This is a genomic window from Streptomyces pactum (assembly GCF_016031615.1).
Classification (GTDB): domain Bacteria; phylum Actinomycetota; class Actinomycetes; order Streptomycetales; family Streptomycetaceae; genus Streptomyces; species Streptomyces pactus.
Map to the genome: position 1 here is coordinate 1,759,962 of NZ_JACYXC010000001.1, position 12,401 is coordinate 1,772,362.

General features: G+C 75.4%; 8 protein-coding genes and 2 pseudogenes. 4 read left to right on the forward strand and 6 right to left on the reverse strand.

The window, feature by feature from the left end; translation table 11 throughout:
• Positions 1 to 124: 124 nt before the first annotated feature.
• From IHE55_RS06940 to IHE55_RS06955, 4 genes and pseudogenes are all read right to left on the reverse strand, one after another.
• Complete coding sequence (locus IHE55_RS06940) at positions 125 to 955, reverse strand: carbohydrate ABC transporter permease (protein WP_197991831.1); 831 nt, start codon at positions 953 to 955, stop codon at positions 125 to 127.
• A 362-nt stretch (positions 956 to 1,317) separates the two neighbouring features.
• Positions 1,318 to 2,241, reverse strand: a pseudogene (locus tag IHE55_RS06945) (carbohydrate ABC transporter permease); the annotation flags it as partial.
• Positions 2,238 to 3,611: an ABC transporter substrate-binding protein gene (locus tag IHE55_RS06950; RefSeq protein WP_197988232.1), complete on the reverse strand. Its 1,374-nt coding sequence runs from the start codon at positions 3,609 to 3,611 to the stop codon at positions 2,238 to 2,240. The gene IHE55_RS06950 and the pseudogene IHE55_RS06945, both read right to left, overlap by 4 nt.
• A complete protein-coding gene (locus IHE55_RS06955) occupies positions 3,608 to 4,717 on the reverse strand; it encodes a sialidase family protein (RefSeq protein ID WP_197988233.1) in 1,110 nt (369 codons plus the stop codon). Before IHE55_RS06955 ends, IHE55_RS06950 begins: the two co-directional genes overlap by 4 nt.
• Positions 4,718 to 5,376: 659 nt before the next feature.
• Between IHE55_RS06955 and IHE55_RS06960 the strand changes: the two genes are divergently transcribed.
• Positions 5,377 to 5,976, forward strand: a complete 600-nt coding sequence (locus IHE55_RS06960; protein ID WP_197988234.1) for a hypothetical protein — start codon at positions 5,377 to 5,379, stop codon at positions 5,974 to 5,976.
• Between the two features lie 289 nt (positions 5,977 to 6,265).
• On the forward strand, positions 6,266 to 7,612 hold the full coding sequence (locus IHE55_RS06965) for an MFS transporter (RefSeq protein ID WP_197988235.1): 1,347 nt from the start codon (positions 6,266 to 6,268) through the stop codon (positions 7,610 to 7,612).
• A gap of 247 nt (positions 7,613 to 7,859) precedes the next feature.
• On the opposite strand, the gene IHE55_RS06970 is transcribed toward IHE55_RS06965, so the two are convergent.
• A complete protein-coding gene (locus tag IHE55_RS06970; RefSeq protein WP_197988236.1) occupies positions 7,860 to 8,114 on the reverse strand; it encodes a hypothetical protein in 255 nt (84 codons plus the stop codon).
• A 119-nt stretch (positions 8,115 to 8,233) separates the two neighbouring features.
• Here IHE55_RS06970 and map point away from each other — a divergent pair, with 119 nt between their 5' ends.
• Both map and IHE55_RS06980 read left to right on the forward strand, forming a co-directional pair.
• Complete coding sequence (gene map, locus IHE55_RS06975) at positions 8,234 to 9,091, forward strand: type I methionyl aminopeptidase (protein ID WP_197988237.1); 858 nt, start codon at positions 8,234 to 8,236, stop codon at positions 9,089 to 9,091.
• Between the two features lie 261 nt (positions 9,092 to 9,352).
• Entirely contained in the window at positions 9,353 to 10,030 is a 678-nt protein-coding gene (locus IHE55_RS06980) for a biliverdin-producing heme oxygenase (protein ID WP_197988238.1), read from the forward strand.
• A 656-nt stretch (positions 10,031 to 10,686) separates the two neighbouring features.
• Here the strand turns inward: IHE55_RS06980 and IHE55_RS30845 are convergent.
• Positions 10,687 to 11,940, reverse strand: a pseudogene (locus IHE55_RS30845) (HtaA domain-containing protein); the annotation flags it as partial.
• Between the last annotated feature and the right edge of the window lie 461 nt (positions 11,941 to 12,401).

Here is a 12,401-nt window from a genome sequence, read left to right on the forward strand (position 1 = left end):
CCGACGGCCGTACCGCACGACCGCGGCCGTCCCCACCGCGCCGGGACCGTACGGCCCGGGCGCCCGCCCGCCCGGCGCGGACCCGGCCCGGCGCGGGCCGAACCCGGCGCGGGCCCGGCCCGGCTCAGGACTTGACGCTGCCTTCGGTCAGGCCGGTGCGCCAGTAGCGCTGGAGGACGCCCATGAGCACCATCAGCGGCAGGACGGAGAGGAAGGCCCCGCCCACCGTGTACTGGTACAGCTCCGGCTGCCGGTCCGCGTACCCCTGCCAGGACGTCAGGCCCAGCTGGAGCGGGTAGAGGTCGGAGTCGGAGAGCATGACCAGCGGCAGGAAGAAGTTGTTCCAGATGTGCACGAACTGGAAGAGGAAGACGGTGACCAGGGCCGGGGTCATCAGCCGCAGGCCGAGGGTGGTGAAGATCCGGGTCTCCCCCGCGCCGTCGATCCGCGCCGCCTCCAGCAGGGAGTCGGGGACGGCGGCGGTGGCGTAGATCCGGCACAGGTAGACGCCGAAGGGGCTGACCAGACTGGGGATGAGGACGGACCAGTAGGTGTTGGCGAGTCCCATCTCGCTGAAGAGCAGGTAGAGCGGGAGGGCGAGCGCGGTGCCGGGCAGCAGGACCCCGGCGAGCACCAGGTTGAACACGCCCTCCCGGCCGGGGAAGGGGAACTTGGCCAGGGCGTAGCCGGCCGCGGCCGACAGCAGGGTGGCGAGCACCGCGCCGATGCCGGCGTAGGCGAGGCTGTTGAGGAACCACCGCACGTAGATGCCGTCGTCGTGGCGGAGCACGTCGCCCAGGCGGTCCAGCGGGCGGGGGTCGGCGAACCAGAAGCCGAAGGTTCCGAACAGGTCGCCGCTGGACTTGGTGGCGGAGACGGTGAGCCAGTAGACGGGGACGAGGAAGTAGACGGCCGCGACGGCGAGCAGCGAGCAGGTGATGATCCGGTGGTGCAGCGGGGGCTGCCCGGGTGAGGCGCCGGGTGGGCGGGCCTTGCGGGCGTGGCGCCGCCGCGCCCCGGCGCCGGCGTCCGCCGGCCGCTCGCCCGGGCCGGTACGGCGGCCGTCCGGGCCGCCGGGCTCCCCGGGTTCGGTCACGGTGGCTCGGGTCACCTGTCGCCGTCCTCTCCCGGTCGCCGGGCGGCCGGGCGCCCGCGGTCGTGCTGCCGAAGGGCCCGGCGCCGGGCGGTCCCGGACCGGTCGCGGGGCGCGCCCCCTGCCTTCCCGGCCGCCCCCGGGCGGGCCGGGCAGGTGCCCGTCGCCCCGGGGCCGGTGGGGCCGGCGGCGCCGGCGGGGGTGCCGTCCGCGCGCCGTGCGCCCTGGCCGACCAGCCGCAGGAAGGAGAAGGACAGCACGCAGGCGACGAGCGCCAGCAGCACCGCCTCGGCGGCCGCGATGTGCTGGTTGTTGCTGGTGAACGCCTCGTTGTAGGCGTGCAGGTTGGGGGTGTAGCCGGAGTCGATGGCGGTGGCCAGCGGCCGGAGCACCATCGGTTCGGCGAACAGCTGGAGGGTGCCGATGATGCTGAAGACCGTGGTGAGGACCAGCGCGGGGCGGATGAGCGGCAGTTTGACGTGCCGGGCGATCTGCCAGGCGTTCGCGCCGTCGATCCGCGCGGCCTCGTACAGCTCGCCGGGGACCGCCTTCAGCTGGGCGATCAGGACGAGCATGTTGTACCCGGTGAACTGCCAGGTGACGATGTTGGCGATGGACCACAGCACGGTGGAGCGGGACAGGAAGTCCACGTCCCAGCCCACCGAGCCGGCCATCTCCACCAGCGGGCTGATGCCGGGGACGTAGAGGAAGCCCCACAGGATGGAGGCGATCACCCCGGGCACCCCGTAGGGGAGGAAGAAGGCGGTGCGGAAGAAGCCGACCCAGCGGGCCGAGGCGGCGTCCAGCAGCAGTGCCAGCGCGGTGGCGAAGACGATCATCACGGGGATCTGCACCGCGCCGAAGAGCAGCACCCGGGCGAAGCCGGCGGTGAAGCGGTCGTCCTCCAGGGCGTGGGTGTAGTTGGCCAGGCCGGCCCAGACCTCCCGGGTCTCGCCGCCCAGGCCCAGTGGCCCGGTCCGCTCCACCTTCAGCAGGCTCTGGTACACCGCGTAGCCGATGGGGGCGAGGAAGCACAGGGCGAACAGGGCGAGGAACGGCAGCAGGAAGCCGGCCGCCGCGCGGGCGTTCCGCCACCGCGTCCTGTTCCGGGCGGCGGGCCCGGCCGGGGTGCCGGTGGGGCGGCTCACCCGCTCTCCACCTTCAGTCCCTTGTCCTTGAGGTCCCTGACGGTGTCGGCCTGCACCTTCTTCAGCGCGGACCGCAACGAGCCGCTGCCGCCGAGCGCCTCGGTGAAGGCGTCGCCGAGCCGCTGGTAGACGGTGTCCATCGCCGGTCCCCAGCGCCAGCTGGTGTCCACGCCCTTCCCGGCCTCCTGGAACACCTCGCTGTACGCCTGTCCGCCGAAGAAGTCCCGGTGCACGTCGAGGTCGCTCGTGGCGTAGCCGGAGGTGGCGGCGGGGAACCCGTAGCCGCCCTCGATGAGCAGGGCGATCGACTCCGGGGCGGTGTTGAGCCAGACGGCGAAGGCGAGCGCGTCCTTCGGGTACTTGCTGCCGGCGAAGACGGCGGTGGTCGAGCCGCCCCAGTTGGCGTGGGCGCGCTCACCCTTCCGCCACTGCGGCAGCGGCGCCACCCGCCACCGGCCGGCCGTCTTCGGCGCGTTGCCGGCGAGCAGTGCGTCCCCCCAGCTGGCGCCGATCCAGGCGGCCATGTCCCCGGTCTGGATGTCCTTGTACCAGGCGTTCTGCCGGTCCGGGATGGTCTTGACGAGCTTCCGGCGGATCAGGTCCTCCCAGAAGTCGGCGACCTTGCGGGTGGGCTCGTCGTCGATGCTCACCGTCCACGCGTCGCCGGAGGTGCCGAACCAGCTGGCCCCGGCCTGCCAGGCGAGGCCGGCGAAGCGGTTACCGTTGGTCGGGGAGAAGGTCTCGATCCAGGAGCCCTTGCGCCGGACCGTCCCGGCCGCCGCCGCGTAGTCGTCCCAGGTCGCGGGGGTGCCGATGCCCCACTCGTCGAACAGGTCCCGGCGGAGGAAGAGGCCCATCGGGCCGGACGCCTGCGGTACGGCGTAGACGCCCTTGCCGAAGACCGCCTGCTGCCACTGCCAGCCGACGAACTTGCCCTTGTGCTCGGCCGCGCCGTACCCGGTGAGGTCCGCGAGCCCGTTGTCGAGCAGGAAGCTGGGGACCACGGGGTACTCGATCTGTCCGAGGTCCGGCGGGTTCCCCGCCTTGATCGCGGCGTGCATCTTGGCGTACTGGGCGCCGTTGACCGCCGAGACCTTCTCCAGCTTGATCCGCACCTCGGGGTTCTTCCGGTTCCACAGGTCCACCGGTTTGTCGATGCCCGGTACCCAGGACCAGAAGGTGAGGGTGACCTTCTCGCCCTTGGCGCGGCCCTTGGGGGTGTCTCCGCCGTCGTCGTCGGAGCCGCAGCCGGCGAGGCCGAACGCGGCGACCGCGGCGGCCCCGCCGAGCACCGTCCGCCGGTGCGGGCCCGGGCCGGACGGGCGGCCGGCGCCGCCGGGCTCCGCGCGCTTGAGGGGATCGTTGCTCATACCAGCTCCTCCACCGGAACGCGCCGGAAGGTGATCGTCGAGTAGGCGCTGAAGTCGCCGGTCTCGTAGAGCAGTCCGACCGTGGCGTCGTCGATCCTGACCAGGTCGGAGTACGCGGCCGGCAGGCCGCTGACGGTGTGCGCCGGGCGCCAGGTGACGCCGCCGTCGTGGCTGGCCCGGATGGTCATCAGGGCCCGGAAGGACGGGTCGGCGGGGCCGGAGAAGAGCAGCACGTCCGGCTCGCCCAGATGGAGCACGCTGCCCTCGACCACCGGTGCGACCAGGCCGGCCTGCGGGCGGAAGGGTTTGTCCAGGGTGGCGCCGCCGTCCCGGGAGATGGCGTCGGCCCGGGTGCCGGGGGCGTCGGAGTCGGTGCGGGTGTTGAAGTAGATCCGCCCGTCGGGCAGTTCCGCGGCGGTGGTCTCGTTGACGTTGATGTAGCCGTTGGTGTTGTCGTCGGTGTAGCCGATCCGCCAGGTGTCCCCGTCGTCGTCGCTGAGCAGGTCGTGGCCGCCGTTGTACCGGCCCTCGGTGCCGTTGTCCTGGCCGGCCGGCGGCAGCGAGTGGTTGGCCGGGACCACGACCCGTCCGGCGTACGGTCCGTGCCGCAGCCGCAGGGCGTGTCCGGGGGTGGTGGCGTACCACCGCCAGTGCTCCTTCTTCACCTGCGGGGTGATCTCGCGCGGCGCGCTCCAGGTGGCGCCGTCGTCCGCGCTGTACTGGAGCCACACCCGGCGCCCGTCGGCGGCGGTGACCTCGCCGCGGCGGATGCGGTCCTCGGTGGCCGCGGCGGCGTTGCGGACGTGGACCAGCATCACGCGCCCGTCCGCCAGGACCACCGGCGCGGGGTTCCCCGCGGTGCCGGTGCCGTTGTCGGCGACGACCTGTAACGCCGACCAGGTGCGGCCGCCGTCGGTGGAGCGCCTGAGCACCAGGTCGATGTGGCCGCTGTCGGCGCTCGACTCCACCCGGCCCTCGGCGAACGCCAGCAGGACGCCGCCGCCGGTGACCACCACGGCCGGGATGCGGTAGCTGGCATAGCCCTCGGTCCCGGCTCGGAAGGGCACCGACATCTCGTAGGTACGCGCTGTCAGACCGCTTGCCATCAGACCTCCCGATGCCCCGTCGCAATCGAGCGCTGCTGCCGACCAAGCCGGACGTAGGACGTCCCTTGTGTGCGGTGACCATAGGGATTGCCCCAAGGAGCGTCAAGGCACGGCACATGAACAGTTGGTGCTCCGGCCGCTCCCGGTTCACCCGCGGCACACGGTGCCGTACGGGGACGGGGCCTGCCCGGAGGGCTCCCCCAGGTGCGCCGGGGTGCCCCCGCGCGCCCGCCGGCGGCCGGGGCGCGGAACGGCGCCGGGGCGGGGCGAGGGGGCGGAACGTCCGGGCGCGCGGGACGTCCGGGGCACGGCGGGACGGGTCCGGGGCCCGGGGGCCCCTGGCCCGGCGGGGACGGGCAGGGCGGTTCACGGCCGGGCGCGGCGGGTGCCTGGCGTGGCACCGGGCGGAACGGGGGCCGAGCGGGGACGGCGTACGCACCGGGGGCGGGCGTGGCGGAGGCGTACGCCCCGGAGGCGGGCGTGCCGGGAGGCGGGCGTGGCGGCGCGCGAGGGGTGACGGACGGGCGTGGCCCGGCGGCACCGACAGGGCGCTCGGCGGCCGGTCGGGCGCCCCGTGTCCGGCGGGCGCGCCGCCCGTTGGGGTGAGCCCGTCCGGACCCGGACGTTCCGCCGGGCGGGGCACGGCAGCATGCGGGCGCATGGACGCGGTACGGATCGCACTGCTGCGCGAGGCGCTCGCCGGCACCGAGTGGCTGGCGGCGACGCGCCGCTTCGGCGGCGCGCTGCGGGCCTCGGTCCGCTCGCGCTCCGGCGGCCTGCTGGTGGTCGGCAGCGAGGAGTACGAGCCCTGGCACCTGGCGGCGCACCTCCGGGACGAGGCCGCCTGGTCCGATCTGCCGCAGCTCTCCCCCACCCTGGTGCGGCACCGGGTGCCGGACGGGGTGCCCGATCACCTGTCGGTGGGGCTGGGCCGGCTGGAGGCCGCCGGGCGCGGCGAGACGCTGCTGGTGGTGTCGCCGGGCGAGGCGGGGGCCGGTCTGCTGGAGCGGGTGCACGACGCCCGGCGCGGCGGGACCACGGTGTTCGCGCTGGACGGCGGCGACCGGGACCTGCGCTCGGTGGCGCACGAGGCGCTGACCGCGCCGCCGGACACCGGGCTCGACCTGGAGGTCCTCCAGCACCTGGTCAGCGCCGCCGCCGGGGAGAACCCCGGGCCCGGGCGGCCCGGCCGGCCGCGGCTGCGGGAGCTGCTGTCCCGGTTCGCCGAACGGCTGACCACACCGCCGCCGCGCTGGTGAGACGCCGCCCCGGCGGACCGCGGGGGCGGCACGGCGCCGGGCGTGGCATCGGGTGCGCCGGACGCATGGCGCCGGGGCGGGACATCGGGGGCGCCGGAAGCGTGACGCCGGAGCCTCCGGAGGGACGCAGGGGGCGCGGCGCCGGGACGCCGGGGGCGCCGGGAGGCGTGCGCGCCGGGGCACGGGGCGGAGCCCGGGAAGGCCCGGAGGCCGCCGGTCCGGGGCGCCAGGCCGGGCGGCCATCAATTCGGTTGCCGGGGGCCGCCGCGCTCGCGCAGCATGACGGCTCATGACCGATGACGACCAGCCCGCCGCCGCGCGGGCCGGGGCGCGGTGGCGCTCACTGCTGCCCGACCTCTCGCCGTGGCGCTCCAGCCGCGACTTCCGGCTGATGTGGGTCGCCGGGCTGGTGACCGCCTTCGGCAGCTTCCTGACCCTGGTGGCGCTGCCGCTCCAGGTGAAGGAGCTGACCGGGTCGGCGTTCGCGGTGGGGGCGATCGGCGCGGTGGAGCTGGTGCCGCTGATCGTCTTCGGCCTGTACGGCGGGGCGCTCGCCGACGCGGTGGACCGCCGCACGCTGATCGTGCTCACCGAGGCCGGCCTCGGGCTGCTGTCGGCACTGCTGCTGGTCAACAGCCTGCTGCCGGACCCGATGCTGTGGCCGCTGTACGTGGCGGCGGCGGTGGCGAGCGCGCTCGCCGGACTCCAGCGGCCCGCGCTGGACGCGGTGGTGGCCCGGATCGTCCCGCTGGAGCAGCAGACCGCCGCCGCGGCGCTCAACGCGCTGCGCTGGCAGCTGTCGGCGATCGCCGGCCCCTCCCTGGCCGGGGTGGTGGTGGCGTACGCGGGGCTGCCGCTCGCCTACGGGCTGGACGTGCTGACGTACCTGGCCTCGCTCGTCCTGGGGCTGATGCTGACCGCGTCGCCACCGGCCGAGGACGCGGAGAAGCCGTCGCTGGCGGCCATCGCGGCGGGCGCCCGGTACGCGTGGCGGCGCAAGGAGCTGCTGGGCACCTATGTGGTGGACATGGCGGCGATGCTCTTCGCCTTCCCGAACGCGATCTTCCCGTTCCTCGCCGACGACCTGGACGCGCCGTGGGCGCTGGGGCTGATGTACGCGGCCGGCTCGGTGGGGTCGGTGCTGGTCAGCGTCACCAGCGGCTGGACCTCCCGGATCCACCGGCACGGGCGCATGGTGGTGCTGGGGGCCGCGGTGTGGGGTGCGGCGATGGCGGTCGCGGGCTGGGCCGGCAACATCTGGCTGGTGCTGCTCGCCCTGGTGGTGGCCGGCGGCGCCGACATGGTCAGCGGTCTGTTCCGGTCCACCATCTGGAACCAGACCATCCCCGACGAGCTGCGCGGCCGGCTGGCGGGCATCGAGCTGCTGTCGTACGCGACCGGGCCGCAGATCGGCCAGGTGCGGGCCGGCGGGATGGCCGGCCTGACCGGGGTCCGCACCGCCGTCTGGTCCGGCGGGGTGGCGTGCGTCGCCGCGGTGGGGCTGCTGGCGGTGGCGATCCCGAAGCTGATGAGCTACGACGCCCGCACCGACGAACACGCGATCCGCATGCGGGAGCTGCGGAAGGGCCCGCAGGACCGGCTGGAGCAGCGGGACCGGCCCACGCCCGCCGCCTGAACCGCCCCGCGGCGGCCGCGGCGGGGCGCGGACCCGGACCGGCACGGCGGTCCGGCCGGCGGCGCGACGCTCCGGGCTGCCCGGCGGTACCGGCTGTGCAGCGGCACGGCGGTACGGGCGGCGTTACGACGGACCGGCCGGCCCGCAGCCCGGCTCACCCGTGGCCGGACCGGCACGGCGCCGGGTGCGCCGGGCGGGGACCCACGGGTCAGGAGACCGCGTCAGGAGACGGGACAGGGGACGCGCGTCAGGAGAGGTCGTCGTCCGCCGGGCCCCGGCCCCGGTCCGCCCCGCGTCCGGACTCCTGCCAGCGGGGGTCGTTCTCCCACTCGGCGTTCCGCTCCCGGGCCGTCTCCATCGCGTGCCCGGCCTCCTGGCGGGTGGCGTACGGCCCCAGCCGGTCGGCGGCCCGGCACTCCGGGCCCTCCTCCACCCGCTGGTGGCGCACGCAGTAGTACCACTCGCCGGGTTTGCCGACGGTCCGCTTCTTGAACATCGCCATCCGGCTCCTGTCCTCTCCGGCCTGGGGGCGGTCCGGCCCGCCGCCCGGGCCGTCCGATCCCCGTTTCCCCGTTTCCTTGCCGCCATGCTGCCCGATCCCCCGCGGATACACTCGCTGACATGTCTGGCCAGTCGCTTCTTGTCCCGGGGAAGCTCTCCCCCGCCCGGTCCGTGCCCGCCTCGATCACCCGCCCCGAGTACGTGGGGAAGCCCGCGCCGGCCCCGTACACCGGTCCCGAGGTGCAGGACGCCGAGACGATCGAGCGGATGCGCATCGCCGGAGGCATCGCCGCACGGGCGATGGCGGAGGCCGCCGAGCTGATCGCCCCGGGCGTCACCACCGACGAACTGGACCGGGTCGCGCACGAGTACATGTGCGACCACGGCGCCTACCCCTCCACGCTCGGCTACCGCGGCTTCCCCAAGTCGCTGTGCGCCTCGGTGAACGAGGTGATCTGCCACGGCATCCCGGACTCCACGGTGCTGCGGGACGGGGACATCGTGAACCTGGACGTCACCGCCTACATCCACGGGGTGCACGGGGACAACAACGCCACCTATCTGTGCGGTGAGGTGGACGAGGAGTCGCGGCTGCTGGTGGAGCGCACCCGGGAGTCGCTGAACCGCGCGATCAAGGCCGTCCGGCCGGGCCGCCGGATCAACATCGTCGGCCGGGTCATCGAGTCGTACGCCAAGCGCTTCGGCTATGGCGTGGTGCGGGACTTCACCGGGCACGGCATCAACTCCGCGTTCCACTCCGGCCTGATCGTGCCGCACTACGACAGCCCGCACCACACCACCGAGATCAAGCCGGGCATGACGTTCACCATCGAGCCGATGCTGACGCTGGGCACGCACGAGTACGACATGTGGGACGACGGCTGGACCGTGGTGACCAAGGACCGCAAGCGCACCGCGCAGTTCGAGCACACCCTGGTGGTCACCGAGACCGGGGCGGAGATCCTCACGCTGCCGTAGCGCCACGGGTCCCGTCCCCCGGGCCCCCACGGATCAACGCCCACCGACCGGCCGACCGCGGTGGCCGCACCCCGACGGTGCGGCCACCGCGGTTTTCTGCGTCTCCGGGGGCGGCGGCGCGGCGGGGGCGGTGGTCGGCGGCGGGGCGGACCGGCGGTGACGGGGAAGTTTTACCGACAGGTCGTCGGGAAGGCATTGACTTAGGTAAGCCTAAGTTGTGACAATCGCCTTCCCGTCCCCTTCTGGTACCCGGAGGCCGTCTTGGACGCCGCAGCCACCACCCCGACGCCGGTCACGCCGTTCTCCACCGTCATCCGCACGGCCTCGCAGCAGCAGCACACCGAGGCGGAGAACTCCTCCTTCATGAGCGACATGCTCGGCGGCCGTCTCGGCATCACGGCGTACCGGCGCTACACCGAGCAGCTGTGGTTCGTCTACCGCGCCCTGGAGTCCGCCACCGGCTCGCTGGCCGAGGACCCGGTGGCGGGCCCGTTCATCCGGCCCGAGCTGGCCCGTACCCCGGAGCTGGAGCGGGACCTGGCCCACCTGGGCGGCGCCGGCTGGCGCGACGGTCTGGCCCCGCTGCCGGCGACCGCGGCGTACGCGGCGCGGATCGCCGAGTGCGCCCGCGACTGGCCCGCCGGGTACGTGGCGCACCACTACACCCGCTACCTCGGCGACCTCTCGGGCGGGCAGGTCATCCGGGGCACCGCCGAGAAGACCTGGGGGTTCGGGCACAAGGGCGACGGCGTCCGGTTCTACGTGTTCGAGGGCATCGCCAACCCGGCCGCGTTCAAGCGCCGGTACCGCGAGCTGCTGGACGCGCTGCCGGTGGACGACCTGGAGAAGCAGCGGGTGGTCGAGGAGTGCCGGCGCGCCTTCGCGTACAACACCGCGGTCTTCCAGGAGCTGGAGCGCCGGTTCCCGCGCAGCGCCTGACCGCCGGAGCGGGGGGGCCGTAGGGCCCCGGCCCAGGCCCGGTACGGGACCGCACCGCCCGGTCCCGCGCGGTGCGGTCCCGCGCGGTGCGGTCCCGCGCGGTGCGGTCCTGCGCGGTGCGGTCCCGCGCCCATCGGTGCCCCCGGCCCGCCCCGCGAGGCGGTACGGCGGGCCCGGTGGGCTCGGGCCGTTCCGGCTCCGGACCCGTACCGTGACCCCGGGCCCGCGGCGGGCACCGTACCGTCCGTGCCCGGCGCCGGACGGTACGGACCGTCCGGCGCCGGGCGGTGCGTCAGTGTGCGGGGCCGGCGGTGCGGGAGGCGCGCCGGCGGGCGGTGAGCACCGCGGCCGTCCCTCCCGCCACGAGCAGCCCGGCGCCGCCCGCCAGCGCCGCGGCCGGTACCGGCGAACCGGTGGCGGCGAGTGAGCCGTCGGCACCGGCGCCGCCGTCCACCACTCCCCCGCTGCCGCCGGTACCGGCACCGGTGACCACCGTGTCCCCGCCGCCGCCGGAGCCCCCCCGTGCCGTCCCCGCCGGTGCCGCCGCTGCCGCCGGCGCCGCCCGGCAGTGCGGCGCCGTCCGCCGTGGTGACCACGACGTCCACCGGGTCCAGCGCGTCGCCCGGCCGGTAGAAGCCGCCGAACGCCGCCGCCCCGTCCCGGGTCAGTTCGGCGGGCACCCGCGACACCCGCACCACATCGCCCTCGGCGGTGAGTCCCTCGGTGAGCGCCAGCTCGGCGACGGTGAGGTCGTCGGACTCGGTGACCTTGCCGGTGGCCCGGTCCTTGGCGGACACATCGGCGACCAGCGAGCCGCGCCTGCCGTCGATGCGCACCTTCAGGTCGCTGAACCGCAGGTCGAGTTGGCCCTCGTGACCGGTGAAGCGGACCGCCCCGTCGAACCCGGCGTCCAGGGTTCCGGCGTCCTCGTCGTACGTGCCCTGCCCGGAGGGGAAGCGGAAGCCGTCGCCGTGTTCCCGGGCTCCGCCGGAGACGGTGACGGCGCCGTGGGCGACGGGTCCGGTGACGTACTCCCGGAAGGACTTCTTCACGCCCCAGTCCAGGGTGCCGTCGGCGATGGTGCCGTCGGCCGCGGGCGGCGCGGGGAGTGGTGTCCGGACCCGGCCCGCCGGTGGGCGTGCCGGTGGGGAGTACCGGTGGTCAGGGGTGGCCGTCGGCCCGTCGGTCGGGGGCCGTCCCGGTCGGCTTCGGCCCCGGGGTGGCCGGCGGCGTGGGGGGCGGGCGTGGTGGGTCCGGTCGGTTCCGGGGTCGGTCCCGGGGTCGGGGGTGCCGGTCGGGGCGCTGCCCACCGACACCGTCAGGGTGGCCGGGTCCAGGGCCTGGCCCTCGCGGTACATGCCGTTGAACGCCTTGGCGCCGTCGGCGGTGAGGGTCGCCGGGATGTTCTCGAACCGGACCGCCCCGCCCTGGCCGGTACCGGGCTTGATGCCCGCGAGGTCGAGGGTGGCCACGGCGACGTCGTCGCTGGTCCCGTCGGGCGTGGTCACATCGAGCGTGATGCTGCCCCTGGTGCCCTCGGTGCTGACCCGTACGTCGCTGAAGGCGATGTCGAGCGCACCGCCGTGGCCGGTGAAGTGGACCCGGCCGCGGAACCGGGCCTCCACCGCGTGCCGCGCGGTGTCGTAGTCGCCGGCGCCGGCGGAGAAGGTGAACGGCCCGTTGCCGGTCGCCTGGGTGGCGCCGTCGGAGGTGGTGATGGTGCCGTGGGCGGCCGGGCTCGCGAGGTACCTGCGGAAGCTCTCCTTCACCCCCCACTCCAGCGTGCCGTCGGTGATGGCCGGCTTCGGCGGCCGGCCGGTGGCGTCGGCGGGCGCGGAGCCGGCGGCGACCGCGAACCCGCCGGCGCCGAGGGCGGTCACGCCCGCGACGGTGACGGTGGCCAGCGCCACCGGGAGGGTGAGCGCGCGGCGGGCCCGGTGGCGCGGCGGGCGGGGAGCCCGGACCGCGGCGACGGCCGGCCTGCCGGTGCGGCCGGCCGGCCCGGCCGCACCGGCAGGGCCGATCGGATCCGCGGGGCGGCCGGGACCGGCAGGGTCGGCCGGGTCGGTGGGACGGGGGGGTCGGCTCGGTGGGGTCGGTCATCGGGATCTCCTGGGTCGTCGCAGGGTGCCGGGCCGGCGGGTTGCCGGCGCCGGTGGTCCGGCCGGTCGTCCGGCCCGGGGACAGGGCGGGACCGACGAGGCGGGTGGGGTGGGTGGTCGATGCGTGGCCGGGGGCTCGGTCCCGTCGATGGGCACAGGGCGGGACCGGCCCCCGTACGGACGGTGGCGGAGCCCGGCCCGCGTCACGGGCAGGGGACCGGACCGGCCCGGGCGGCCGGAGGCGGGCGGTTGCGGATGCCGGCGGGACC

Excerpts from the sequence above, each read along its gene's own strand:
- IHE55_RS06970 (WP_197988236.1), bottom strand. The coding sequence starts at position 8,114 with ATGGCGATGTTCAAGAAGCGGACCGTCGGCAAACCCGGCGAGTGGTAC.
- IHE55_RS06950 (WP_197988232.1), bottom strand. The coding sequence starts at position 3,611 with ATGAGCAACGATCCCCTCAAGCGCGCGGAGCCCGGCGGCGCCGGCCGC.
- IHE55_RS06955 (WP_197988233.1), bottom strand. The coding sequence starts at position 4,717 with ATGGCAAGCGGTCTGACAGCGCGTACCTACGAGATGTCGGTGCCCTTC.
- IHE55_RS06960 (WP_197988234.1), top strand. The coding sequence starts at position 5,377 with ATGGACGCGGTACGGATCGCACTGCTGCGCGAGGCGCTCGCCGGCACC.
- map (WP_197988237.1), top strand. The coding sequence starts at position 8,234 with ATGTCTGGCCAGTCGCTTCTTGTCCCGGGGAAGCTCTCCCCCGCCCGG.
- IHE55_RS06965 (WP_197988235.1), top strand. The coding sequence starts at position 6,266 with ATGACCGATGACGACCAGCCCGCCGCCGCGCGGGCCGGGGCGCGGTGG.